This window comes from Dapis hubbardiae BLCC-M172, from assembly GCF_050016015.1.
In the GTDB taxonomy this organism is placed as follows: Bacteria; Cyanobacteriota; Cyanobacteriia; order Cyanobacteriales; family Microcoleaceae; genus Trichodesmium.
This window is the reverse complement of record NZ_JBNHEQ010000013.1, coordinates 1-25,259: the sequence shown is the minus strand read 5'-3', so window position 1 is coordinate 25,259 and position 25,259 is coordinate 1. Positions and strand designations below refer to the sequence as shown.

General features: G+C 36.8%; 21 protein-coding genes and 1 pseudogene. 13 read left to right on the top strand and 9 right to left on the bottom strand.

Annotated features, from left to right (window positions below; genetic code table 11):
* Positions 1 to 94 precede the first annotated feature (94 nt).
* Positions 95 to 967: a DUF4437 domain-containing protein gene (locus ACP6PK_RS01315; RefSeq protein ID WP_426557089.1), complete on the bottom strand. Its 873-nt coding sequence runs from the start codon at positions 965 to 967 to the stop codon at positions 95 to 97.
* Between the two features lie 221 nt (positions 968 to 1,188).
* Between ACP6PK_RS01315 and ACP6PK_RS01310 the strand changes: the two genes are divergently transcribed.
* From ACP6PK_RS01310 to ACP6PK_RS01300, 3 genes are all read left to right on the top strand, one after another.
* Positions 1,189 to 2,109, top strand: coding sequence for a DUF4437 domain-containing protein (locus ACP6PK_RS01310; RefSeq protein ID WP_426557087.1), 921 nt, complete (start codon positions 1,189 to 1,191; stop codon positions 2,107 to 2,109).
* Between the two features lie 31 nt (positions 2,110 to 2,140).
* On the top strand, positions 2,141 to 2,368 hold the full coding sequence (locus ACP6PK_RS01305) for a zinc-binding dehydrogenase (protein ID WP_426557129.1): 228 nt from the start codon (positions 2,141 to 2,143) through the stop codon (positions 2,366 to 2,368).
* Between the two features lie 240 nt (positions 2,369 to 2,608).
* Positions 2,609 to 3,727: an RNA-guided endonuclease InsQ/TnpB family protein gene (locus ACP6PK_RS01300; protein ID WP_426557127.1), complete on the top strand. Its 1,119-nt coding sequence runs from the start codon at positions 2,609 to 2,611 to the stop codon at positions 3,725 to 3,727.
* 64 nt (positions 3,728 to 3,791) lie between these two features.
* On the opposite strand, the gene ACP6PK_RS01295 is transcribed toward ACP6PK_RS01300, so the two are convergent.
* Positions 3,792 to 4,151: a Rid family hydrolase gene (locus ACP6PK_RS01295; RefSeq protein ID WP_426557085.1), complete on the bottom strand. Its 360-nt coding sequence runs from the start codon at positions 4,149 to 4,151 to the stop codon at positions 3,792 to 3,794.
* 358 nt (positions 4,152 to 4,509) lie between these two features.
* Between ACP6PK_RS01295 and ACP6PK_RS01290 the strand changes: the two genes are divergently transcribed.
* Positions 4,510 to 4,806, top strand: a complete 297-nt coding sequence (locus ACP6PK_RS01290; protein WP_210407681.1) for a hypothetical protein — start codon at positions 4,510 to 4,512, stop codon at positions 4,804 to 4,806.
* Positions 4,807 to 5,178: 372 nt separating this feature from the next.
* Here the strand turns inward: ACP6PK_RS01290 and ACP6PK_RS01285 are convergent, their stop codons facing one another.
* Together ACP6PK_RS01285 and ACP6PK_RS01280 are read right to left on the bottom strand one after the other, a co-directional pair.
* A complete protein-coding gene (locus tag ACP6PK_RS01285) occupies positions 5,179 to 6,153 on the bottom strand; it encodes a quinone oxidoreductase family protein (RefSeq protein WP_426557083.1) in 975 nt (324 codons plus the stop codon).
* Between the two features lie 351 nt (positions 6,154 to 6,504).
* A complete protein-coding gene (locus tag ACP6PK_RS01280) occupies positions 6,505 to 6,951 on the bottom strand; it encodes a DUF3598 family protein (RefSeq protein WP_426557081.1) in 447 nt (148 codons plus the stop codon).
* A gap of 499 nt (positions 6,952 to 7,450) precedes the next feature.
* Between ACP6PK_RS01280 and ACP6PK_RS01275 the strand changes: the two genes are divergently transcribed.
* From ACP6PK_RS01275 to ACP6PK_RS01240, 8 genes and pseudogenes are all read left to right on the top strand, one after another.
* Positions 7,451 to 9,925 (top strand): ATP-dependent Clp protease ATP-binding subunit, encoded by a 2,475-nt coding sequence (locus ACP6PK_RS01275; protein ID WP_426557079.1) that lies wholly within the window; start codon positions 7,451 to 7,453, stop codon positions 9,923 to 9,925.
* Positions 9,926 to 10,264: 339 nt separating this feature from the next.
* Complete coding sequence (locus tag ACP6PK_RS01270) at positions 10,265 to 11,380, top strand: mandelate racemase/muconate lactonizing enzyme family protein (protein WP_426557077.1); 1,116 nt, start codon at positions 10,265 to 10,267, stop codon at positions 11,378 to 11,380.
* A 39-nt stretch (positions 11,381 to 11,419) separates the two neighbouring features.
* Positions 11,420 to 12,037: a class I SAM-dependent DNA methyltransferase gene (locus ACP6PK_RS01265; protein ID WP_426557075.1), complete on the top strand. Its 618-nt coding sequence runs from the start codon at positions 11,420 to 11,422 to the stop codon at positions 12,035 to 12,037.
* Entirely contained in the window at positions 12,037 to 12,942 is a 906-nt protein-coding gene (locus ACP6PK_RS01260) for a 2-hydroxyacid dehydrogenase (protein ID WP_426557073.1), read from the top strand. The genes ACP6PK_RS01265 and ACP6PK_RS01260 overlap by 1 nt, the downstream gene beginning before the upstream one ends.
* A 13-nt stretch (positions 12,943 to 12,955) precedes the next feature.
* Positions 12,956 to 13,759: an aldolase/citrate lyase family protein gene (locus ACP6PK_RS01255; protein WP_426557071.1), complete on the top strand. Its 804-nt coding sequence runs from the start codon at positions 12,956 to 12,958 to the stop codon at positions 13,757 to 13,759.
* A 30-nt stretch (positions 13,760 to 13,789) separates the two neighbouring features.
* Positions 13,790 to 14,764: a beta/alpha barrel domain-containing protein gene (locus ACP6PK_RS01250; protein ID WP_426557069.1), complete on the top strand. Its 975-nt coding sequence runs from the start codon at positions 13,790 to 13,792 to the stop codon at positions 14,762 to 14,764.
* A 16-nt stretch (positions 14,765 to 14,780) separates the two neighbouring features.
* The gene (locus ACP6PK_RS01245) at positions 14,781 to 16,103 is read left to right on the top strand and encodes an MmgE/PrpD family protein (protein WP_426557067.1); all 1,323 of its coding nucleotides are present in this window, start codon (positions 14,781 to 14,783) and stop codon (positions 16,101 to 16,103) included.
* Positions 16,104 to 16,263: 160 nt separating this feature from the next.
* Positions 16,264 to 16,569, top strand: a pseudogene (locus tag ACP6PK_RS01240) (ATP-dependent Clp protease ATP-binding subunit ClpC); the annotation flags it as partial.
* A 56-nt stretch (positions 16,570 to 16,625) separates the two neighbouring features.
* Here ACP6PK_RS01240 and ACP6PK_RS01235 read toward each other — a convergent pair.
* The 5 genes from ACP6PK_RS01235 to ACP6PK_RS01215 all read right to left on the bottom strand — a co-directional run bounded on the left by ACP6PK_RS01235 (position 16,626) and on the right by ACP6PK_RS01215 (position 24,319).
* On the bottom strand, positions 16,626 to 16,799 hold the full coding sequence (locus ACP6PK_RS01235) for a hypothetical protein (protein ID WP_426557065.1): 174 nt from the start codon (positions 16,797 to 16,799) through the stop codon (positions 16,626 to 16,628).
* Positions 16,800 to 17,277: 478 nt separating this feature from the next.
* On the bottom strand, positions 17,278 to 19,227 hold the full coding sequence (locus tag ACP6PK_RS01230; RefSeq protein WP_426557063.1) for an EF-hand domain-containing protein: 1,950 nt from the start codon (positions 19,225 to 19,227) through the stop codon (positions 17,278 to 17,280).
* A gap of 1,363 nt (positions 19,228 to 20,590) precedes the next feature.
* Complete coding sequence (locus ACP6PK_RS01225) at positions 20,591 to 21,415, bottom strand: squalene/phytoene synthase family protein (RefSeq protein WP_426557061.1); 825 nt, start codon at positions 21,413 to 21,415, stop codon at positions 20,591 to 20,593.
* A 994-nt stretch (positions 21,416 to 22,409) separates the two neighbouring features.
* Complete coding sequence (locus tag ACP6PK_RS01220; protein ID WP_426557059.1) at positions 22,410 to 23,372, bottom strand: hypothetical protein; 963 nt, start codon at positions 23,370 to 23,372, stop codon at positions 22,410 to 22,412.
* A gap of 611 nt (positions 23,373 to 23,983) precedes the next feature.
* Complete coding sequence (locus tag ACP6PK_RS01215) at positions 23,984 to 24,319, bottom strand: hypothetical protein (protein WP_426557057.1); 336 nt, start codon at positions 24,317 to 24,319, stop codon at positions 23,984 to 23,986.
* 405 nt (positions 24,320 to 24,724) lie between these two features.
* Between ACP6PK_RS01215 and ACP6PK_RS01210 the strand changes: the two genes are divergently transcribed.
* Positions 24,725 to 25,096, top strand: coding sequence for a DUF2237 family protein (locus ACP6PK_RS01210; RefSeq protein ID WP_426557055.1), 372 nt, complete (start codon positions 24,725 to 24,727; stop codon positions 25,094 to 25,096).
* Positions 25,097 to 25,259 lie beyond the last annotated feature (163 nt).

Sequence of the window (25,259 nt, the reverse complement as noted above, 5' to 3'; positions counted from 1 at the left end):
ATTTATATGATGAATCAAATGCCTGATGAAATTGCTAAAGTAGTTGTTGATTTCTTGAGATAAACGAGAAATAATAATTGTATTTTTTGTTTATTTATAAACGATCCACATAGGATAAAACAGTTCCAGGTTTTGAGAGATCCCGATCAACTCTAACAAAACATAAGCAACCATCATCTTTGATATGTCTAGGAACAGTTGTAAAACTCGGACAATAGTTGAACCAATCCTTAACCAATTGATAATTGCCTAGATCAACGTAGCCCGCTAAACAATATCCTTCTTCATTGTAGCATTGAATCATGGGATAATGCCCATCATAATGAGGTAAAATAGTGATTAGCCACACACCTCCCCCATTATTATCTTTCCTTAAATACTTCTTTTTAGCCAGTTCAAATTGAGCAGTTTCTGTTTTTCCCCAAGGTAAAAGTTTGCTATCTAATGCTGGGATAAACTCACTCATTCTAGCATCAGGATTATCTATTTCTGAGGCTTCATATTTAAAGGGAACAGGTCCATTTTCCATCCACAGAATTTCTAAAGGTTCATCTCCTAAAACTTTCCAATTACCAACTCTCACCCCAGCAGGAATAAAAGAGTAACCATGTTTATCTAATTGCCATTCTCCTATTTGAATAACTCCACTCAGAACAAAAATCTCTAGATCTGCTGTAAATATTCCTGCGGGAGCTGTAAATTGAGGGGGTAAACTTACCCTTGATGTCGATGCGCCACAATTATGCCAAGATAATAATCTTCTTGTTGCAAAAGGGACAGTATCAGGCATTCCCTCAATACGCCAATCTAAAATTTCTGGTACAGTATTAGAGTCAAAAAACTGGTATTGACGAGGGATATAGTCTGGAGAAATTGTTGTACTTCTCCCAGATAAATTCATCCGTCCCCTACCATCTCCTCCCCAGTCTTCTTTAAGATTGGCATTTTCTTGATTATCATTCATCATAGTCTAATCTCCTGTCGAAACTTGCATTTATTAAATAAACTATAGTCTAGTCTATCACTCTCTAAAATTGCAAGAAATCTATCAAGCTTCTAAAATAGTTTGCTGTGACTATTTAAAAGTTTTGGGTAAATGAGTATATAATCAAATTTTTACCCCTGAACCTTTCCTGGTTCAACTATCTCTCAAGAATTAAGACAATTGGTATTAAAGGAGATTTTTTGATGCAAACAGAACCAAAGCTTCATACAAATATTCCTGCTGCTGCACAAACTTCCATTGGAAGAGTCCATGTAGAGTCTGAGGAATCTTTGAATTCGGTTATAGAGTTTCCGAAAGTCAACTTTATAGTCGATAATTTTAGTAAAGGTGAAACTGCAAAGACACAAATTCTCTCAGCAGATATCAACACTGGTGAATCGACTCAACGAGTACATATTAATAAAGGGTGGACTGCTCCCATCGGACATTTCACCGAAAATTTAGAACTATTTGTGCTGAAGGGGAGAGTCAAACAGGGAGGTTTCCCTCTGCGAGATCTGTCATATTCCTATATTCCTGCTGGTGTACCCACAGGACCATGGATAGCAGAAGAGGATAGCGTATTATTATGGATGCCAGAAGCTACACCTATTTATGTGACTGAACCCTACGCTCAACTCCCTCAAATTCCTGAAAGTTCAGTTTATCACAAGCTAGCTCAGAATGCTGCCGCCGTCCGAGACTATATCCCGATTAAGGAAATCAAGTCCATGTCCTGGGAGACTACGAAATATTCATTTTTACCTCCTGGAGCTGCACGAAAAAGTCTTTATTCAAACAAACAGACTGGTGGTGATACTTGGATACTTGGCTTAGTTCCTTTATTTATCGAAGGAAACTTTCTGGCAGGACATCCCACCTCTGAAGAAGGTTATATGATTACAGGGAGTATTTATGGTCATTGGGCGATGAATGACGATCCCTTTAATCGACGTTACTCAACGATGAGAGAAGATGGTTATTTCTGGAGACCTGCTCATATTCCCCACGGTCCTTTTTGGACAGACACTGGCTCTCTTTTATTGTTCCGAACTAAGGCAGAACTCGGTTGTAATTGGATGCTTCACAACATGGATATTGGGCAGCAACGTTTTGAACCGTAATATCAGGTCTGTTTAACATCCAGGTTAGAACATTTCTCATAAACTATTTTGGAAAGCTGCCTCAGTTAGAGCATTTCTCATGCCATGTTATAGAGAATATCAAGCAGAAGCTAGCGATCGCCTCTTTAATTTGTTTCAAACTAAGCAACTTAAAGTAGCGATCGAGCCTACAGAATTTAGAGGATTAGATTCTATTGTCGAAGCTGTTGAATATCAACTTAGTGGGAAAAATCAAGGTAAAGTAATTGTCAGATTATAGACTAATCATCAACTACTGCGGTACACTTAATCTCAACAATTAATCCTGGGGTGATTAACTGTTGAATAAAAATTGTAGAAAGTAGTTGTAAAATTTACAAAAGTGTTGTAATATTAAATAGGTAACAATACATGATCAAAAATAGGGAGTGAATGGGACTTGTTGATAGACATATTATTAACCGAACACATCAGTATTGGCGAGTTTGTGATCAATTAGCCTTTAAGTCTAAAAACTTGTATAACTTGGCTAATTATTATTGTCGTCAGCATTTTTTCACTTTTCTCAAAAAGTCTGGATTTAACTAAACTGTACCACGCCACCAAAGATAGCGATACCTATAGAGCATTACCAACTAAAGTATCAAAACAAATAATCAAATGCTTGGTTGCCACTTGGCGTGGTTATTTTCAGGCAATCAAAGAATGGTCAAAATATCCAGGGAAGTTTTTAGGTAAACCAAAAATCCCAAAGTATAAGGACAAAACTAAAGGTCGAAATGTAGTTATATATTCAAAGGAATCAGTCTATAGAGCAAGTCTAAAAGATGGTATTTGTCACTTATCCATGAGTGCAATCAAAATACCTATAGTTGTGGATACTGTCATCGAAGTGAGGATAGTTCCTGCTACTGCCTGCTATATAATTGAAGTTGTGTATGAAAAAAAGAATCAGCCACAAATAGACTCAAGATATGTAGCCGGGATTGACTTAGGGATTGATCGATTAGTAGCTCTATCTACAAATCAGCCTGGTGTCAAACCACTGCTGATTAATGGGAAGCCGCTAAAAAGTGTCAATCAATTATATAACAAGCGAAAAGCCAAGTACCAAAGTCACCTCAAAGACAACAGAAAAACCAGTCGTAAGATTGAAGCATTGAGTTATCATCGAAATCGTTTTGTCGAGAATTACCTGCATAACACCAGCAAGTTAGTTGTCAATTATTTAGTGAAGAGTAATATTGGTACTGTAGTAATTGGAAAAAATGATAACTGGAAACAAGGTGCAAAGATAGGTAAAAAAAACAATCAAAACTTTACCCAAATACCCCACTATAAGCTAATTCAACAGATCACTTATAAATGTGAACTTGCTGGTATCAAAGTTATGGAAACTGAAGAAAGTTACACCAGTAAAACTTCTGCACTTGACCTAGAATTGCCATGTCAGCAGGAAAATTATGTGGGAAAAAGAGTCAAACGTGGTTTGTTTAGAAGTGGAACTGGTAAGGTGATTAATGCCGATATCAACGGCAGTCTCCAAATAATTAGAAAGAAATTCCCAGAGTGCTTTACTGCCGAGGGAATAGTGAGCTGTGCCGTACAGCCTGTATTGGTTAATCCAATATCAAGATAAAAGCTGTTACAATTTTCTACAGTTTTTTTCGTACGGTAGATAAAGAAGTAATTCCTACCCCAGTTCAAGTGGGAAATTCTTTAGTAAAATAACAATCTTTTACCTTCATAAACAAGGCTAAATGGGGAATAGTAAAAGATTTTTGAGACTCTGAAGATTCCCCTACATTAGTACCAGTAACATGATAAATTACCATTTCTACGAAATTATCAAAAGTAGCTCCAGCAGCCACCAAAACTTTTTTAACATTCTCAAAAGCTTGGATAAATTGTTCTTCTATCTTTTGCACAACCTGTAAATTTTCATCTCTTCCCACCTGTCCTGAAATATATAACATATTTCCTATTTTAACTCCAGGACAATAGTGATATTTTTCATATATACTTTCCATTCCTTGAGGAATAATTACTTCACGTTTTGGCATTGATAAAGTCCTTTAACTTTTCAGGTCATTAATTATAATCAAGTTTTTGTTTTGAGTCCAGTTTTAGCCCCGGAAATAGTTATCTTCAGGCTAAAACTTAAAAATCTTATCATAAAATGATTACAAAATTGGTTGGCACGCTTACAGTAGTTTCTCCAGTTTTAGCTCTATATATAAGATAATAGTGAAGTGGATTATTAGAAATATGCTCGTATATGGACTATTCATTTTAGTAATTATAATATTTCTTATCCGTTCCTCTAGTTTAAGTCTTTTTCAAGAATCGAAAAGTTGGACTTCATCAGAGCGAACCAGGTCAATTTTCCTCTTTCTGTGGAAGTTTCTCAGTTATCTGGGTATGTCTGCAGTTTTTATCTCTCTAGGACTTATGATGGGTATTATCGGCTATCATTGGGCAGCGGGTTTGAGTTGGATAGATTCTTTAGTAGAAGCTTCAATGATTCTTAGTGGTATGGGACCAATTAGTCCCCTCTCAACTACTAGCGCAAAAGTATTTGCTTCTATCTATGCACTCTTTAGTGGTTTAGTTTTTGTTATCGCGATGGGGATACTTTTATCTCCTTTAGTCTATAGTTTGTTAAGTCAATTTCGGCTTCATCTCAAACATGAAAACTACCAACAAGATGAACACTGAGCAAAATGACCGAGATGTAGAACTGAAAAACTAACGGGGTGAAAAATAGTTGTCTTTTATATAGAATCCGGTTATATAGTATATCTTTATAATTACACTTCAATATTTAATCTCCCCTACTCCCCTACTCCCCTACTCCCCTACTCCCCTACTCCCCCAACAACTCTAATAATTATTTAACCGGACTTGATATTATTTGTCCCTATTCCCTGTTCCACATTTCCTTATTTATAGCAATGTGCGCTGGCATATTTACAAATTACAGGAGGTGCCCAAGAGCTAAAAGCCTTATATTTCCCTGTTCCCTGTTCCCTGTTCCCTGTTCCCTGCGCACAGCGCTATATATTTCCTTAGACGAACTATCTGTTAATTTTAAGGAAGTACAACAATTTTTCCCATCAAACTACGCTGCTCTATCCTACTCAACGCTTCCTCCACTCCCTCCAGACTAACTATTTGCTCAATAGTTGACTGTAACTTTCCCTGCACAAATGCTGGGATAACTACCTCCTTGAGAGTTTGCCAACTTGCCTGATAATAACTGCTATACCAAAGGGCAATACCATAAATTGCAATATTGCGCCCCAGTAATTTTCCCATAGGTAAAGCAGCATCCAAACCAGTCGTTGTACCATAGCAACCAATACGACCATTATTAGCTATTACCTCTAAACAGTCAGCAAATGTCACCTTACCTCCTCCATCAAGTGCCACCTGTACTCCAAGATTTTCTGTAATCTTGCCTACCTCAGAAACTACATTTTGACTGCTATAGTCAATTCCATAGTCAGCACCTAATTTCAGCAGATATTCCACCTTAGCTGCATTACCAGCAGTAGCGATAACCTTTGCTCCTAATAACTTAGCTAATTGTACTGCTGCACTCCCCACACCACCACTACCAGGATGTACTAATACCCACTCTCCAGTCTGAACTTTTGCCCGATGGATGAGAGCTACAATAGCAGTCAAATAGTTAATAGGTAAACTAGCTGCCACCTCAAACGATATATCGTCGGGAATAACTAATAATTCTATAGCAGGAGCGATCGCCTTTTCTGCAAAAGCACCTCTAACGTGACCCACTACCCTCATTCCTGGCGAAAACCCTTCAACTTTTTCCCCCACAGCATCAACAATACCTGCTGCTTCTTGACCAAGAATTTGAGGCAACGCGCCGTCGTCTGGTCTTTTATATTTTCCGTAGGTCATTTGTAGGTCTGAGTTATTAATTCCGGCAGCTTTTACAACCAGTCTAACTTCACCGGAATTAGGGGCTAAAATTTCTGTTTCTTCTACTTGAATACCAGAGATACCTGTGTATTCATGTATGCAAACTGCTTTCATTTTTCGTTATGTTATCTAGAATTATCGCTTTTAGGGAACTAGGGAATAGGGAACAGGGAATAGAAAAAATGATAACCCTGTAGGGACGTTGCATGCAACGTCCCTACTTTAAGGTACTATTAATGACATCTCCAAAAATAAAAAATAAAATCAATTATTTCTCTGTATTCCCTATTCCGTCTTTTATGGAGATGTCTAAAGTGGAACTACAAACAGAATAATAAGTTTTTTGCTGAAAGTGTAGCTTTCCTGGAGAGAATACATAATATTTCAGATAATTTAAGTTGGTTAATAACCTCAAAAATGATCAAATTATTATTTTCCTAGCGAGGCAAATTTCGTTTTTTTTATTTAACTAACTCTTTCTTCTTTAATAATTGTTCTTTTGAAAATTTTATCATTTTGAAACCAATGCCAAGTTCTGGCGCGATGATTATTATCAGGACTAATATTAATCATTTCATAAATATAAAAATCTGCCATTCCTTTATAAGTAATCCACAAAATAATTGTTGAATTATCTACTTCCCAAGCATAACCATCCAATCTTTCTGTATCAAACCAAATTTTTTTATCCCGATATATTCCCGGAAATTGATATTCTTCTTTTTTACCATCCGCCCACTCATAACGATTAGTTTGAAAATAGGGATATTCTGCATTATCTGGAAATTGACAAGTTAAATGGGAACTGTGCTTATCAATAATATTTCCCTCGTTATCTACTATTGTATATGTTCCTTTCCAATCTCCTTCATGGCGGACTAATACTGGCATTTCTTCTCTAATATTAGACATAATAACTATTCCTGATTCAGACAGTGGATAAAATTGAGGCTATTATATAGCAGTTTAGGAATTATATTTCGGTAATGGGGCAAGGCAGTCTAAACTTTCAACCACTATTACTATAGAAGGACGACTCAAAAAATTAGTTAACCTCTGAAAGCGATATAAATATGGCAAATATTCCAGAAACTCTTGCAACTTTCCCCAGAAAATAGTAAATTCAAATACAGCAAATATTATACATTTTTGCTTTGTCTGGCAAAAAGGTCTTATGTTCAAACTTTTTACAACAAGTTATTATATACAAATTACTTATATCTTTATTTACGGCTCTCCTCACTAGCCACTGTAACTTTAAAAACGCTACATTTAAGTTACAATAAGTAAATAAAAATTTACATTTGTTTAGTGTTTATGGCCACTTGATGGTCAGTAATTAGTCAAAAACATTACTATATTTGGAGATATCTCCCCTGTGACTATAAACATATAATAAGAGGTAGTAATAATGTTTGAACGGTTTACAGAACAATCAATCAAGGTAATCATGTTAGCTCAGGAAGAGGCCCGTCGCTTAGGACATAACTTTGTGGGCACAGAGCAAATTCTCCTTGGTTTAATTGGTGAAGGTACAGGTATTGCATCTAAAGTTCTAAAGGAACACGGTGTAAATCTCAAAGATGCTCGGAACGAAGTAGAAAAAATAATTGGCCGTGGTTCTGGGTTTACCCCAGCAGAAATTCCTTTTACTCCTAGGGTAAAAAGGATGTTAGAAATTTCTCTAGAAGAAGCGAGGAAATTAGACCATAACTATATTGGCACAGAACATTTGCTACTCGGATTACTACAAGATTCTGAAGGAGTAGCTGCTAAAGTTTTGGACAATTTGGGAGTTGATAGAGGCAAAATTCGGACTCAAGTAATTCGCTCCCTGGGAGAAGTTGCTGCAGTGTCTTCTGGAGGGTCTAGCCCCAATGGGAAGAAAGCCGTTACTCTAGAAGAATTTGGTACAGATTTAACAAAGTTAGCAGCAGAGGGTAAAATCGATCCAATAGTAGGCCGACAAGTTGAAATTGAACGGATGATTCAAGTCTTAGGCCGTAGGACAAAAAATAATCCTGTTCTTATTGGTGAACCTGGAGTGGGAAAAACAGCTCTCGCTGAGGGGTTAGCTCAACGGATCGTTAATCAAGATGTTCCTGATATCCTGGAAAATAAACAGGTGGTTAGTCTGAATATTGCTTCTCTAATTGCTGGTACTAGGTTCAGAGGAGAATTTGAGGAACGGTTGAAAAAAATAATGGATGAAGTCCGCTCCAATGGCAACATTATTTTGGTAATTGATGAAATTCATACTGTTGTAGGTGCTGGTGCTATTGAAGGTAGTATGGATGCTGCGAATATTCTCAAACCTGCTTTGGCAAGGGGTGAACTGCAATGTATTGGGGCGACGACTCTAGATGAATATCGCAAGCATATTGAAAGGGATGCTGCTCTCGAACGTCGTTTCCAACCTGTGAAAGTTGGCGAACCTAGTGTAGAGCAGACTATTGAAATTCTCTACGGGGTACGCTCTGCTTATGAGCAACATCATCGGTTGACTATTTCTGATGAAGCTCTGGCAGCAGCAGCAGAATTATCTGACCGCTATATTAACGATCGCTTCTTACCAGATAAAGCTATTGACCTCATTGATGAAGCTGGTTCCTGTGTCAGAGTCAAAAATTCAATGGTTTCACCAGAGTTGAAGGAACTAAGACGAGAACTTTCTAAGGTGACAAAAGAAAAGGAAGAAGTTGTTCGTCAACAAGACTTTGAACAAGCAAGTAAACTGCGCGATCGCGAACTAGAAATTCAAGCAGAGATTGAACAGACAACCTCCGATCAAGACCAAAAAACTAATAACTCCCCTGTGGTGACTGAAGATGATATTGCCCATATCGTGGCATCCTGGACTGGAGTTCCTGTAAGTAAGTTGACAGAATCTGAATCTGAGAAACTGCTACACATAGAAGATACCTTGCACCAACGTCTGATTGGTCAAGATGATGCAGTAAAAGCTGTTTCCCGTGCTTTACGTCGCGCTCGTGTTGGTTTGAAGAACCCCAAGCGACCTATTGCTAGTTTCATTTTCTCTGGTCCGACTGGTGTTGGTAAAACAGAACTGACAAAAGCATTAGCTACTTATTTCTTTGGTTCTGAGGAAGCCATGATCCGGGTAGATATGTCAGAATACATGGAACGTCACACTGTTTCTAAACTTGTTGGTTCCCCTCCAGGATTTGTTGGTTATGATGAAGGTGGACAATTAACTGAAGCTGTACGTCGTCGTCCTTACACTGTAGTATTGTTTGATGAGATTGAAAAGGCTCATCCAGATGTATTTAACATCATGTTGCAAGTTTTAGAGGATGGTCGTTTGACTGACTCTAAAGGTCGAGTAGTAGATTTCAAGAATACCTTAATTATTATGACTTCTAATATCGGTTCTAAAGTGATTGAGAAAGGTGGCGGTGGTTTAGGTTTTGAGTTTGCTGAGGATCAAGAAGAAGCTCAATATAATCGTATCCGCAACTTAGTTAATGAGGAATTGAAACAATATTTCCGCCCAGAATTTCTCAACCGCTTGGATGAAATTATTGTCTTCCGTCAGTTGACTAAGGATGAGGTGAAAGAGATTGCCGAAATTATGCTGCGGGATGTATTTAGTCGTTTGGGCGAACGTGAAATTACTCTTACAGTCAGCGATAAGTTTAAGGATCGCTTGGTAGAAGAAGGATTCGATCCTAGTTATGGAGCGAGACCTCTACGCCGAGCTATTATGCGTTTGTTAGAGGATGTTTTGGCAGAAGCGTTATTAGCTGGTCAGATTCAGGATGGGGAAAATGTTTATATAGATTTAGATGAAAACCGTGAGGTAAAAGTTATACCTAATGGATCTGCTAAAGAGCAACTACCGGAGTTTGCTTACAGCAACAATTAATGTCAACAGCAGGTTGTCAAAGTAAAATTTCTGAGAATAAAGAGTTGGGTTAAGCATTAGCATAACCCAAAATTTTTGATTAACATTAGGTCATAATACCAAATCCGGGTAAAAAAAAAGGTATATATATATAGGTTAGCATCTTTTATTATATGCGGATTGGGTATAACTACTAAATCAAAGTGATTCTCTATCCTCCTGACATCATGTCCATTGGTATCGTTATCTGTATGGGGCGAATGCCATTCGCTATATATGGTGGTTCTGCGTAAGTCCTGTGGATTTTATATTAGTCAACGATTTAAGCTATTATTTTTGAGTTAACAACAAAATTCAAACATGACAATGAAAATTTGTGATATCAATATTTACGAAGTAGAATTACCATTAATTAAGCCATATCGAATTTCAGGTGGACGTTTATTTGTGGACAAAATGGACAGCATTATTGTCGCTATTACAACCAGTGATGGTATCGTAGGTTGGGGTGAGTCCTGTCCTTTTGGACAATCTTACTTACCTGCTTTTGCTGGAGGAATAAAGGCAGGAATGGCTCAATTAGCTCCTATACTTATAGGAGCTAATCCCCTTGAGTTAGAGAACATAAATCATCTTATGGACTTAACTCTCAAAGGACATTTATATGTCAAGTCTGCTATTGATGTAGCTTGTTGGGATATATTAGGTAAATATGCTAATTTGCCCCTCTATACACTGTTGGGAGGACGTTTTAGCGAACACGCTGATTTAATAGGGGCTTTTGCCAATGGTACACCAGAAGAAATGGTTGCCGATCTCAAACAACGAAGAGATCAAGGATATCATATTTTTTCTCCTAAAATTGGTGGGGAGGTTTCCCTTGATATTGCCCGTATTCAAGCAATCATGGCAGAATTACAGCCACAGGAAAAGATTACCATAGATGCTAATCGTGCTTGGTTGCCAGATCATGCTATTCAAATTATGAATTCTATCAATGATAAAACAGTATATTTTGAGCAACCCTGTGAAACATTGGAAGAATGTTTAGCTGTGCGTCGCCTAACTCAACACCCCATTATTTTAGATGAGTGCATTCACACTTTTCAAGATTTATTATGGGCTCAACGAGAAGGTGTGGCACAAGCTATCAATATTAAAATTGGAAGAGTTGGAGGGTTAACTAAAGCACGTCAAATGCGAGATTTTTGTCTGGCCACTGGACTTCGTATGAATATAGAAGAAACAGGCGGTAGCGTCATAGGAGGCACAGGTGCGATACATTTGGCCGTTGCTACTCCCCTCAGATATCGTTTAGCGACTTCAGACTCTACTAGATTACATACCGTCATTCCTGCTAAAGGTGGCTATACTTACAAAAAGGGTACAGGTATTCCACCAGAAACACCAGGTTTAGGCATAGAACCGATTATGGAAATATTAGGTGAACCCATTGCCGTTTATACTAAATCATAGTAATTTTTTCTAAAAGTATTTTCTAAACAACATATAAGAATGATGATCAATCACCAAGAACGATATGATAAATGGGCTTCCACATACAATGTAGATGTTAAAAATAGAAATTATTATGCTCCAAGCTACATCGTAGAATATCTCATGGAACTTGTGAATCAGCAAGTAATAGATTACAGTAACAAATCTGAGCTTAAGGTTTTAGATGCCGGATGTGGTACAGGTTTGCTTGGAGTTAAATTACGCCAAGAGGGATTTTCTTATATTGATGGGGTAGATTTTTCTCATGAGATGGTAAAGTTAGCCTATGAAACAGGCGCATATCAATACTTGATGGGTTGGTGTGATTTGAATAAAAAACCACCCTTTTTTTTCCATCATCAATATGATTTAACTATTTGTTGTGGCGTATTTTCATTTGACTTAGTAAAGCCGACTGCATTAAGATGGCTGATGGAAGTAACAAAACCAGGAGGCATAATTTTAATGAGTACAAGATTGGTTTTTTGTGAGACTTATAATTTTGAAGGTTATTATAAAGAATTAGAGCAACTTGGAGAATTAAAATTAATAGATTGCAGAATGAATCAACCTTATTTAGGAGAGGAATCAAACGCACATTACTGGGTATTTGCTATTCGTGAAAGTAAAAAATAATGAAAAAATGCTTATTTTTAAATAATAGAGAGCCTTATCCAGAAGATATATTCAATCATCTTTCTCATGGGAATGTAGTTTGGTATCAGGATAATTCTGGTTCATTTTCCCTAGAAAAAATATTAGAGACCCATAATGATACAGAAATTTTGATAACAACTTTCATGAATTTAGATGCAAGTAATTTATCAAAACTTCCTCAACTGGAATTTATACTGGCAACAACAACGGAAACCAGTTATATAGATCGGGAATATTGTCACCAAAACAACATAAAAGTTGTAAACACTCCCAAATATACAGGTGCATCAGTTGCTGAACATGCTGTAGCTTTAATGCTTTCGGCAGCTAAAAGAATTGTTGATTTTAATACTAAAGTCAGATCGGGTGACTTTCAATTGTTTGAACATCAAGGTATGGAATTATCTGGCAAAAAAGTAGGCATTATAGGAATGGGTGATATTGGGAAAAGAATTGCTAAAATACTTCAAGGTTTTGAAATGAAAGTTAAGTATAGTAATAGAAGTCAGCTGACTACCAGTTTAGGGATACAGACAGATTTGAATACCTTACTCTCAGAAAGTGATGTGATTTTTCTGACACTACCTTTAAACCAAGATACTAAGAATATCATAAATTTTCAGAATATTTCCCAAATCAAAAAAGGAGCTATATTGATTAATATTTCTCCTGATAAATTGATCGAATTTAATGCTTTGAAGTGGGCTTTGGAAGATGGCAAATTATCCTATGCTGGAATAGACTTACTGAGTGAAGATGAAAAATATTTTCAACTTCCTAATCTAATCATTACACCTCGTCGTGGTTGGTATACTAAAGAATCCTTTACACGAAGAATTAAAATGGTTGTAGAGACTCTTACGAATTATTTGAGAAATTTTTAAAATTATGAAAGCGATGAAAAAAACTGAACTGGATCTGAAAAAATCACTAGATTTAGAGACTAAAACTTTAAATATAATGGTTGATGAGCTTTATAAATCTTACGGTTTAAGAATGTTTAAAGCTGGTTCAGAATGGGAAAATATGGACTTAGAAGAAATTGCTTACCTCAAGCAATTAGGAAGCCATGATATACCCGTATTAATGAAAGTTGGTGGAGTTGAAGCAAGAACAGAAATTAGAAATTTGCTAGAGATTGGAGTAGAATCTTTTTTAGCTCCAATGGTAGAGTCTGAGTTTGCCTTGGAAAAGTTTGTCACAATTACTAAAGAAATTTGTCAGAAACATCATAAAAAGCCCAGACTAGCTATGATGATAGAATCAATTCAGACTTATAATAATCTTGACATCATTCTTAATAGTCCCTATTTTGATGAACTAGAAATGCTGGTGTTAGGACGCTTGGATTTATCAAATTCAATGGGAATACAAAATGTTGACGCTCCAGAAGTACAAGAAATATGCAAAAAAATCATTGATGCAGTACATAAAAAAGGGAAAAGTATTTCTGTGGGAGGTTTTGTAAATCCTCGTACTGCTCTTTCTATCAAGAATGAGTTCCAAGCGGATCATTTGAATACTATTAATTTTTTACTGAATATTGATAAGTGTCAAGACTTATCTGAAGGTGTAAGATTGATGTTAAATACAGAAATAGCATATTATGAAAGTCTTAAAAACTTGAATCCTCAAAGGAATGATTTTTATCAATCCAGAGTTGAAATTACCAAGAAAAAATTAGTTGCTTCAGTTGACTAAAGCGATCGATATAATTATTTGTGATCAAAAATGAATTTTTTACAAAAACATAGCGCTATAGATGTAACCTTAAGAGATGCAGGTTTCCTTAACAATTGGGACTTTTCTGAAAGTGAGGTTTTCCAAGTAGTTACTGGAATGGATAAAGTTGGTGTAGATGTTATTGAAGTTGGTTATCTGAGTGAAGATCCTGAAAGTATGCTTACTGCTACTTGTCCATCATCCTTATTAGCTAGTTTAAAAGAAAAAGTTAACTCCGCCTCTGTTGGTGGAATGTTGAGATGTTACGAAGAAAAAGTAGATGAAATATTAGATTCAAGGGGTGAATTTCTTGATCTGATTCGTATTGTAGTAAGTGTAAAAGAAGAAATTCCTTTGGGAATAAAGATAGCTGAAAAAGTAAAAAAATTAGGTATATTATCTAGCTTAAATTTTGCTAATTTTACAGTCTATACCCCTGATGAATTATTATCGGCAGTTAAGTTGGCAGCCACAGCAAAAGAGGTATTTGATATATTTTATTTTGCTGATTCTAGAGGTGCAGCACAACCCGATGAAGTTTTTTCTTTTATCAAGTCTGCACGTCAAGAATGGGATGGGGTATTAGGTTTTCATGCTCATGATATGTTAGGTTTGGCTTCGGCTAACTCTCATGCAGCGATGGCAGCAGGATGTACTATGATTGATGGTTCTATTAATGGCTATGGTTTAGGTGCAGGTAATACTAAAATTGATCAAGCTTTAGCTATCGTGGAACATTTTCACAATGAGAAGTTATATCAATATGAACATCTCAAATCTCTTTTCCATATACTCCAAGTTCCTGTTTTACCTGAACAAAGATATTTACAATACCTCGCAGGTAGTAAAAATCTTTCAGGATTATGGGTAGCCCCTCTATTAGAACGTTATGGGAATACAACAATCGATTTTTTACAACAATTGCCTTGGAAACGTTACAAGACAATAGAAGAAATTTTACAACCACAAGAAGTTACTGTTTAAATCTCTGACATTAAAAATGCAAGTAATCAATTTTATTCATCAACTTAAGTTAGAAGATATTCCAGAAGCAATCCAACGAGAAGGAATTCGTAGCTTAATTGATACTTTGGGAGCGGCAATAATTGGTCACAACACCAAACTTTCCCACATTGTGAATGAATATGTAGTGGCGACTTATGGTGGTAAAGGCGGGTTTTTATGGCTTGATGGTAGGGAAGTATCTCTACCTGCGGCAGTATTTGCTAATGGGATGACTACCGATGCTATGGGTATTTATGGAGGACATCCCCTCGCTAGGGGTACAGCTGGGGCTACTTTATTAGCTACTTTATTAACTACAGTTACCCCCAATGCTACAGGAAAGGAACTTTTGACATCATGGATTATGGGCTTTGAAATAGCTTTCAGAGCAGGAATAGCTTTAAATAAGAGAGATAGTAGTAAAGCTCATACCGCTTGTACTTGGAATATTATAGGTAGTGCGGCGATCGCATCTCGTCTCTTATCATTGAGTCCCTCTCAAACGGAACACGCTCTTGGTATAGCTGAATATGTAGCGCCTGTTGCACCCATTCCCAAAACCGTTGGTTATCCCACTATGGTGAGAACTGGTGCTGGTTGGGCAGCAATGGAAGGGGTTACCTCTGCATTGTTAGCTAGACAAGGTTTTACAGGATCGCCCACTTTCAATATCGAGGAAAAAGAAGTAGCCGATATTTGGGATGATTTAGGACAACATTGGCAATTATCTAAATCTTATTACAAACCTTATACCGTTTGTCGGTGGATGCAAGCTGGTATGGATGCGGCATTAGTACTTAGAGATCATCTGAAAGAAGATTTTAAAAGTATTACGTCTATCAAAGTTCATTCTTTTGCTGTGGCAACGAAGGAAAGAAATATGCCTATGCCCAAAAATACCGAGGAAGCTCAATTTAATCTTAAATTTGCAGTGGCGGCTATACTCGTTTATGGTGAATTAGGCAGAGCAACAACATTTGAAGCCGCATTTAAAAGTGATATTGTTGCTCATTTGTATGATTGTATAGAGACTATTGAAGAAGAAAAATTTACCAGTATTTATCCCAATCAGCGATTTGCCAGGGTAATTATCAAAACATACAGTGGAATGACTTATGATTCTGGTGATATTGAGGAAAAATGGGCATCAACTGAGCCACCCACGGATGAAGAATTAAAAGAAAAGTTTCGAGCTTTAACCAAAGGTGAGTTGTCAGAAAAACGAGCAACTGATTTGGAGGAAATGGTTTGGAATTGCATAAGTTTATCAAATGTAAGCAGTCTGCTGGAATTGATGAATCAACCTAACTTGAGTTAATTTAATTACAACCATTAAATAGACATCTCCAGAAAAGAGGGAATAGGGAGTAGGTATGAAGGGGGAAATAACTGATAATTTCTGTACGATTAAACTTACTCCATGCTTCACAGCCAAATATTTCACCTTATCAACGTAGATCTATTATTATGCGGTATAAGAGATTGCAGAAATTATGCTGCGGGATGTATTTAGTCGTTTGGGCGAACGTGAAATTACTCTTACAGTCAGCGATAAGTTTAAGGATCGCTTGGTAGAAGAAGGATTCGATCCTAGTTATGGAGCGAGACCTCTACGCCGAGCTATTATGCGTTTGTTAGAGGATGTTTTGGCAGAAGCGTTATTAGCTGGTCAGATTCAGGATGGGGAAAATGTTTATGTAGATTTAGATGAAAATGGCGAGGTGAAGGTTGTACCTGTAACTGCTAACGAACAACTTCCTGAGTTTGCTTACAGCAATAATTAATGTCAACGAAAGGTTGTCAACGTAAAATTTCTGAGAATAAAGAGTTGGGTTAAGCATTAGCATAACCCAACATTTTTATTTACAGCAGTTTTCATTTCAGTAGACCACAGTAGGGACGTTCCATGGAACGTCCCTACTTGGTTTTGGTTGTGAATATGTGGTTCATCAACTTGAAAAGCGCTGTAATATGATTTTAAATCGAGCGATCGTAATAAAAAAATCATGTTCATTAAAACCTACATTCCGCAAGACAAAATATAGTGTCAAACAAGGAATCAGGAGTCATATCATGTCCGGATAATCAGTGATGAAAAAGTTTTTGTTTGTAGTAAAGCTCTAGCTCGAACTTACAGATAGGGCTAGAGCTTTACTACAAACTTTAATTATATAGCAACAGCCAGGGCGATTAGGACATAGACTGATGATGAATCAAAGACCACGGAAACACTTTTCCCACTGTTCCCTGTTCCCTGCTATAATATCAAATCAGGTAGTATCGGTATAAAAAAGCAAAGAAACCGGGTTTGTATCAAATACTCTTGTACGAACGTTGCATGCAACGTCCCTACCATTGAGCTGCCACAAACCCGGTTTCTCATAACACTCTAAAGCCAGGGCAGAAATAATTGATAATTTCTCACTGCTTCCTACTCCCTGCTCCCTGCTTCCTACTCCCTACTCCCTACTCCCTGTTTTTCAATTTTTGTCTTAAGATTTCAATGACTTAAAGATTGCTTTAAACTCCTCAAAACTGATTAGATAGTCACCACTTGTGTCTGCTGCTTTAAACATCTCCCCAATTTGATCATGAGTAATATAGGGGTCGATAACACTGATATAATTTCGTAACTCACACAAACTTACATCCCCTGAGTCATCTGTATCAATATCTTGGAACATTTTACGGAGTTGCTCTTCTCGCCCAGCACCGATGTATGCTAGCAAACCAATACGTTCAGCGATCGCCTTCCACAACTGATAGGGGTCAGTGTGTTTCAGAGCATCTGCTTCGTCATCTTTAGTAATGCTATATTCTTGGCGAAGTTCTTGAACTAAGTTGCGAGTTTTTGGGGATAAACTCTTCAAAAGGTCTTCTAATACTTCATTGGATGTTTCTGTAGAAAATGCTTTCATTAAGTCAGCAACCCAGGTTTGATATGAGTCACTTTTTTGAGTATGTAAGATAGTTTCCAGGAGAGCTTCTCGATAGCTGTCCAACCGCAAAGTGTTTTCTTTACTCCGCAACTTACGAGGATCGAACAACTCAGGATCTTCCTGACCTAGTTCCGTTAAAATGGTATCGTGATCTTTATCGGAAATATTCAGTTCTTGCCGCATTTGCTTAAAGCTTTCCAAACTATTAGCGGGGTTTACATAACCCTCATAAATCGCATCTCGCAACATCCCTTTGTAAGTTTGCAGACGTTTTTCTTGGGAAAAATCAGGTAGAATTTTAGCAAGAACATAGACTTCATCTGCACTAAGATCGTCAAGCGATCGCCCTTCCAAAAACTTCGCGCTATCCAAATTCAGCTTTTTGAGCTGCTTTCGCAATCGACTGGCAAGACTTTCCCGTTGATAATGACTGGGAGTGCGCTGCCAAGTTCTATAAAGCCACAAGCTACTAAATACTGCCATTAAAACTGTAAATAGACCTGGCAAGGGTGATGGCAACAACTGAATAAAATTGTGCCCTCCAAAAACAAAGAAGAAATTGAAAATGAAAAACGTACACAAGGTAAACATTCGATGCCGAATGATTAAGGGGTCAGTCCGTTGGTGATGGCGATGCTGATAGGCTTTGTAAGTGTCTTCCAATGCACTACCAATACCTATAGCGCCAAAGGTAAATATAGCAAGAGTTATGGGTACTGCTAGAATTTTAGGAATGTCTACAGCTTGATCTAAGAAATAAAACCCAGGTTTGAGTAGATTAGCCAGTTGGTTTTCTTCGTGAGCCCAAGCCCCCGATAAATAATAATCCCAGCCCCCCGCATAAAGATAGTAATAGAAAAAATACCCAATTGTAATGCCAACATAGCCGTAGTAGAGCATTTGCTCCTGTGGGTTGCTTATCCCATCCCAATAGGACTTTTCAGCATCTATATCAATACAAGGGCTTTGACAGGCAACACAAGCACTCAATTCTTTACCTTCTTGACTTACCGTGCGACACATGGACTGGGTAATGAGTTTGCGATCGCCTTTGTGAGCAGTGCTGTTGAGCAATGCTCTTGGTTGTGCATAAATCTTTTGTACAGGAGCCATCGGACAAATATACTGACACCAAGACTTACCACCATAGAGGAAACCGACAGTTAGTGCTGCAAGAATGGTGAATGTTAAAAACAAACCTAAAGCCAAACGATCAGAGTTGACAAAAAGAATGCGACTACACAACCCTATAAAAAAAAGGCAAAATTGTAGGGAAAGATGATTCTGAGCTAGCCATGAATTTTTGGGAACTTTAACCAATTCTTTGCGGACTTTGCCTGTTGTAGGATTAATGCGATCGCGTTTACGTTCCCATCCCAAGGCACGAGGAATTTGTGAAATAAAGGATAGGGGACAAATGCGTCGCCAAAATTCGTGTCCTAACACAAACAAAATGAAAACACCAGAAGGGACGATAATGCCCCAAAAAATAGAAGCTCCCATTGGATATGGTATCTCTTCAAGACATTTTCCTTGTACCAGGACGCAGTTTTCTATATTAAGTTTGAACGGACTTACTAAATTGGAAGGTTCTGTTAGCTTACTGGATATTGGATCGTAGAATAGTGAAATAATAAGGAGGGACCAACCCAGGGTCAGTGCCCATCGTAGTCGATGAATTTTGATTTCAGAAATATTACCTAGCATCGCTAAAATTTTTTTTCTCGAAATATTTTGGTTTTAGCATTTAAGCATTTTTTATATTATGTCCGGTAGCATCGGTATTGTATAGGGAAGGTAAGGAAGAAGGAAGAAGGAAGAAGGAAGAAGAAATAAGGCAGAAGAAATAAGGAAGAAGGAAGAAGGAAGAAAAAACCTTACATAAGGTAAATATTTCCCCAACTTTTACACAAACGATACCAGCGGACATGATATTATTGGTAATATCAGACTGAAATGAATTTTGTATCCAACTTACCGAAAAATTGGGTTTAAAGCCTTTCCCTTTTAGGGGGACTTTGTGTTATGCTAGAAAAAGTGGAAAGGTATTCAACCACTCTAAAAACCTAGCTACTTAATCAGTAGCGCCATTTACCTTGAAAACTGCGGTCAGACCCCGCGTCGCCGTCAGCTCGCTTGCGGAATGCTGACCAAGAGAAGAGTTATGGGGTTTTGCACATCTATATGCTTGTGTATGGAAAAGCTCTAAGCAACAAGTACCAGAGAACCAAAGTTTTTGGTTTGTTTGAACTGTACCGTAGGGCATACAGGAACAGGCTCTTGAAATAGAGTAAACGCTTGGGGAGAGAACCATCTCTGGCTTAGGTATCGCTTGCGTATCTGATTTAAGTGGACTCATTGAACCAAGAATCCTGTTTTCAGGAGATTCTCCGCGCGTTTAGGCCGGAGAGTATGTCAACTAAGAGTAATGTTTAAGTAGGATTTGCTGAAAAAGTCTTTTGGGTTGGGGTAGGAGTCAACCCACCCCCACCCCTCCCAGGAGGGGAAGTCAGGAGGAAAAGGGGATGAGTGAGGAGGTAGGAGTCAGAATTATCCCTTGATTTTTCTGCCCAACTATGCGCCTAAAATACTCACTTTTTCAGCTTTTTGCTCTAAAAAGCAGGTACTTTTTTCGACCTAGAAAAGCCAAACAGTTTATGTGTCAATCCTTTGAGAATTAATCATCAAGCCCTAAGTAGCTGGAATTGAGATAAATTCTACTTTATAGCAGTCGAAGCAAAGAGGGCGGACATTTCTAAATCCTGTTTGCGCAGCATTCCGTAGGAAAACCCTTTGAAAGTTTACTATTCCCTATTCCCTATTCCCTATTCCCTAGCGCCTAGCGCTATACATAGACTAAATAATATTAACCGGAATTATTGCAACGAGAAATTAATTCCATTACTTCCGAACGAGTTAATTTTTCTTGCCCCATTGTTAAAATATCTAGAGTCGCATGAGCAAGGGTGAGAGGAATTTGACAAAAATTTCGTGCTGGTCCAGAAGGGAGAGAATTAGTATAAGAATCAGCTAATAAAAGATTACGTTGAGCATAAGCTTGCATATCTTTTGCAGTCCAACTATGAGGAAAAAAATCTACCCCCCTATCTAAATCTTCTGAATGGTTACGGAGAATATTTACTGCCTGTAGACCACGCCCAAATCCAATTGCCTGAGTACGATTAGTATTAGTATTATCATACCAATTCCATAAATCGGAGAGTAATAAACCTACTGCACCTGCCACACTAAAAGTGTAACGATCCAAATCTGATTCAGTGTGGATGGTCCAATTATTTTCAGCCCAATAAGCCATTCGGTCTGCCATTGCTGCAGTTACATCCCAAATCCTAGGTGCTATGGTGTCTGAAGCGAGTATAGCCCATTCTCCTACTCTTTTTGTTACTTCTGGTAGGTGACTAATATTTAAGTCTAACTTGTCTGAAAAGTTAAGGAAACTGGAGTAGTCAACTGCCTCCTGTAAAATAAGACTAATATTTCGTAACAATTTTGCCTTTGTGAAGTTATCTAGATTTGGATGATCCTCAATTTCATCAATGGCACGCATACAAAGATAAGCCGATGCCACAGCCTCTTTTAAGCCAGATGGTAGTTGACTAATAGGGATATAAAAAGTTCGGCTAGTTTCTTTTAGTATCTCTAAGGCATCTTTATCTTTGGATATATTCATCTATTAAACTCCTCACGGCCATTTTTAGTTTAGGGTATCAGTTTTCATGCTCCACTCTGAATTATTGGGGCATTCTGAACACTTAATAAGCATAAACTGCCAGTTTACTATAACTCTATTGACAATCTCTGGACTTACAAATTTCAAGTTTTATCCCTAAATGGACATTTAATCATAATGTCCAAAAAAAAAGTTAATAGTTCCTAGAGTTAACCCTAGGAACTATCTTTTGTAATCTCAAATAATTTAAACTATTTAGGGTTTGCTGAATAAGTATGAGTGATAAGGGTAGGAGTCAGAAGTCAGGAGTTAGGATAAATGGGAGCTATAGAGGAAGTAGTCGGAAGAATTGTCTGTTAATTTTTCTTTCCTAGTGAGCCTTTAATGCTAACTTTTTCAACCTAAAAGACCTAAAAGCTTGCACTTTTTCAAGACAATTAAAGGCTAAAATCTTTATCTGTCAATGCTTTGAAATTTAATCAGCAGAGCAATAATTAATATGTAAAAATATGGGGTATCTTTGTGTGGTACTCCTGCTCGCTAAGGCGTGAGAATATACATTTTTTTCCCACACTCACCACACTTCCTATACCATTACCAAATAATTAATAATTAATAGTTAATAATTAATAATTAAGAGTTGAAGCGTCAATAATTAATTATTCATTCAACAATTAAGGTTTAAAGCCTCCCATTGGATAGGGGATAAATCAAAAAAATTTCCTTTGATCCAATCCCCTTCTTTCAAGAAGGGGTAATTATTAATTATTAATTGTTCATTGTTAATTGCTGAATATGTACCCATTACTATGTACCAGTATCCTTTGTTTAATATCATGTCCGTTGGTATCGGAGCGTGTAAAAGTTGGGGAAATATCTACCTTATCCAAGATTTTTCCTTATTTTACTCCTTCTTGCTTCTTACTTCTTGCTTCTTACTTACCTTCTCTATACAATACCAATGCTACCTGACATGATATAAGTCCTGCTCATATTACTTGCTAATCATTTGGTCTAGTATCGGCAGTCCAAAAGCAATAATAACACTCACCACTAAACCTGCAAAGGCTTTTAATGCATCACTGAAAAGAATTTTACCAGTTTCTTTCATTTCACGATTTTGGAAATTGTGGGTTATTGCTATTTCTCTACCAGCTAAAAGACCGATAAATACCCAAGTTGTACTCATCGGTATATTGCTCCATTCTTTAAACAATAACAAAATTAATCCGTAAATAAAATCTACAATTGTTGCCGAACGAATATCTTGAGTATTAGTTTTACTGGTAACTATATGTTGAATTTCACCACCATTTATGTAGAAGATAAATGCTTGTAAGATTAATATCACAAAGATTGAAAAAAATAGCATTGAAGCATCAACATTTCGTGGCAGATATACAAAAATATTTGCCAAGTCTTGAATTAACCATTGACTCCACAAAAATGCTGTTGACATCCACTGCAAAGTTACCCATTGAATAGGTGCTTCTTTGTAGGGTGTATTTATAAATTTATTTTCTAAAGATTTTGTGGCAAACTTATAAACAAATATAGCTGTGACAAAAGCAACTCCATATCCAGATAATGATTTTATCAGCATATCTGTAATATTTTCAGGAGCAAAAACTGTGAGAATTAGAAAAGTTGTACTAACAGGAATTCCTGAATTTGTTAAAAACAGAAGTACAAGAGGAGGAACTATATAAACCCAAGTAAAATTTTCAGGAAAAGGAAATTTTTCTAGGCGACCATAAGCTACATCTCCACAATTTGTACTCCAGCTATAGATAAAAACTACCAGTAAAATTGAGGAAGCAAACAGCCATAGTACCCACCAAGGACGCTCTTGATTAGAACTTAAAAAAGTCCCTAGAGTTTGAATTGCATCGTTAGCTACAATCGAATATGATGCTAGGATAAATCCGACAAACATAAATACATATTGACTGTTCATATATTCCAATCTTGAAAATGTAGCAAATTCTTAAAGGGTAGGCTAATAAATCTTTATAGCGCTAGGCGCTAGGGAATAGGGAATAGGGAATAGTAAGCTGTCAAAGGGTTTTCCTAGGGAATGCTGCGCAAACAGGATTTATAAATGTCCTAACCTTTGCTTCGACTGCTATATATAGCAATCCTCCGCATATTCGTGGTAAAAATCTTACTGCTTTTTAGGGAACAGTGAACAGATGATAATTTCAATTTTTTTATTTACTTTTGAATTACCCGTAACCAATTTAGGATTGCTATAACTATCTTAAATTAAGCTTACCGAATAATTAATAATTAATAGTTAATAATTAGGATTTGATAGTCAATTAATTATTCATTCGACAATTCACGCCTTGAAGCGTCCTATTGTCATTAATAATGAATAATTAATAATTGACACGCCATAAAGAACCATGAGATAGTCTGTTATAAATTATGAATGTTCTACTCTAGATAATTATTAATTGTTAATTGTTAATTGTTAATTATTTAGAAGGGGTAATTATTAATTATTAATTGTATTGGCTGTCGCCGAAATGAACATTGTTAATTGCTGACTCCTCGGCATCAGACTTATTCTATTATTTTCATTTTTGAAATTATCCATTCTTTACGAGTTTTACCACAGGGTTCACTACTTTGACAATCGTTAATATTAGCTTCCTCATAAGTTAATTGAACTTTTTTATTTAAGTAATAATCCTGATCTGCACAAATTTCAAAGCTAGCTCTGGCATAATGTTCTTTACCATTTTCATCTATTAAAGTTGCATAACACATTAGGTCTCCAGTCACTAACTCTTGTACGATTCCCACTTTCAAAGAAGTGTCTTGAGCAATTGCACTTATTGAAACGATAGACAGAGAAATTCCAGCTAAGGAAACAACAGTCGTAATTTTTTTTAGCATAGAATTTGAGGAATTTAATTAATGGATAATTGATAATGGATAATTGATAATTACCTCTGGTTAAAACCGTAAGGGAATTGAATATTAAGTTTTCTTTTGGTCGATTGAATATGGCGAGGTTTCCCGAAGAGTGCAGAGCCGCTCCGCTAAGGCGATCCTATCCTAGGTCATGCTCCGCATTCATGTCGGCGACAGCCCCGCTTTTTTCCCTTAAAATGGGAGGCTAATAAAGCTGAATTATTTAATTAATAATTCTTGGGTAAATCTTACTAATAATAGCACAAAAAAATTAGCGATCGCCTATCAAAAAAAATGATAAAAATAAAATTATTTTACAGATAAAATAATCAAGTTAATCTCTGGTAAACTAAAAAAATAAACTATATCCATAGGGATTATTTTTAAATGACAGAAGCATTAAATGTACTGGGGGAAAAACTAGAAATTTGTTGCACTTCTCCCATGACTGGATTTTATCGAGATGGATATTGTCAAACTGGAGCATCTGATTTTGGTTCCCATGTTGTTTGTGCAGAACTAACAGCAGATTTTTTAGAATTTACTAAACGTCGTGGTAATGATTTGAGTACACCTAGACTAGAATATTCATTTCCTGGTTTAAAACCTGGCGATCGCTGGTGTTTATGTGTATCTCGTTGGAAAGAAGCGCTTGACTCTGGAGTTGCGCCACCAGTTGTTTTGTCAGCAACTCATCAAAAAGCATTGGAGGTTGTACCTATAGAGGTTTTGCAGGAACATTCACTTTTGAATAATTAATTATTAATATAGCAATTCCCAAGAAGCGTGAGGTACAAAATTCGTTTGTTTTAGGGAACAGGGAACAGGGAACAGGGAACAGGGAATTAGGTATGGAGGGAATAACGGATAGAAAAGAAATTAAAGAGCTTGTGTACCTCATAAGCTTGAGAAACGCTATAAT

Excerpts from the sequence above, each read along its gene's own strand:
- ACP6PK_RS01315 (WP_426557089.1), bottom strand. The coding sequence starts at position 967 with ATGATGAATGATAATCAAGAAAATGCCAATCTTAAAGAAGACTGGGGA.
- ACP6PK_RS01310 (WP_426557087.1), top strand. The coding sequence starts at position 1,189 with ATGCAAACAGAACCAAAGCTTCATACAAATATTCCTGCTGCTGCACAA.
- ACP6PK_RS01295 (WP_426557085.1), bottom strand. The coding sequence starts at position 4,151 with ATGCCAAAACGTGAAGTAATTATTCCTCAAGGAATGGAAAGTATATAT.
- ACP6PK_RS01290 (WP_210407681.1), top strand. The coding sequence starts at position 4,510 with ATGTCTGCAGTTTTTATCTCTCTAGGACTTATGATGGGTATTATCGGC.
- ACP6PK_RS01285 (WP_426557083.1), bottom strand. The coding sequence starts at position 6,153 with ATGAAAGCAGTTTGCATACATGAATACACAGGTATCTCTGGTATTCAA.
- ACP6PK_RS01280 (WP_426557081.1), bottom strand. The coding sequence starts at position 6,951 with ATGTCTAATATTAGAGAAGAAATGCCAGTATTAGTCCGCCATGAAGGA.
- ACP6PK_RS01275 (WP_426557079.1), top strand. The coding sequence starts at position 7,451 with ATGTTTGAACGGTTTACAGAACAATCAATCAAGGTAATCATGTTAGCT.
- ACP6PK_RS01270 (WP_426557077.1), top strand. The coding sequence starts at position 10,265 with ATGACAATGAAAATTTGTGATATCAATATTTACGAAGTAGAATTACCA.
- ACP6PK_RS01265 (WP_426557075.1), top strand. The coding sequence starts at position 11,420 with ATGATGATCAATCACCAAGAACGATATGATAAATGGGCTTCCACATAC.
- ACP6PK_RS01260 (WP_426557073.1), top strand. The coding sequence starts at position 12,037 with ATGAAAAAATGCTTATTTTTAAATAATAGAGAGCCTTATCCAGAAGAT.
- ACP6PK_RS01255 (WP_426557071.1), top strand. The coding sequence starts at position 12,956 with ATGAAAAAAACTGAACTGGATCTGAAAAAATCACTAGATTTAGAGACT.
- ACP6PK_RS01250 (WP_426557069.1), top strand. The coding sequence starts at position 13,790 with ATGAATTTTTTACAAAAACATAGCGCTATAGATGTAACCTTAAGAGAT.
- ACP6PK_RS01245 (WP_426557067.1), top strand. The coding sequence starts at position 14,781 with ATGCAAGTAATCAATTTTATTCATCAACTTAAGTTAGAAGATATTCCA.
- ACP6PK_RS01235 (WP_426557065.1), bottom strand. The coding sequence starts at position 16,799 with ATGAACATGATTTTTTTATTACGATCGCTCGATTTAAAATCATATTAC.
- ACP6PK_RS01230 (WP_426557063.1), bottom strand. The coding sequence starts at position 19,227 with ATGGGAGCTTCTATTTTTTGGGGCATTATCGTCCCTTCTGGTGTTTTC.
- ACP6PK_RS01225 (WP_426557061.1), bottom strand. The coding sequence starts at position 21,415 with ATGAATATATCCAAAGATAAAGATGCCTTAGAGATACTAAAAGAAACT.
- ACP6PK_RS01220 (WP_426557059.1), bottom strand. The coding sequence starts at position 23,372 with ATGAACAGTCAATATGTATTTATGTTTGTCGGATTTATCCTAGCATCA.
- ACP6PK_RS01215 (WP_426557057.1), bottom strand. The coding sequence starts at position 24,319 with ATGCTAAAAAAAATTACGACTGTTGTTTCCTTAGCTGGAATTTCTCTG.
- ACP6PK_RS01210 (WP_426557055.1), top strand. The coding sequence starts at position 24,725 with ATGACAGAAGCATTAAATGTACTGGGGGAAAAACTAGAAATTTGTTGC.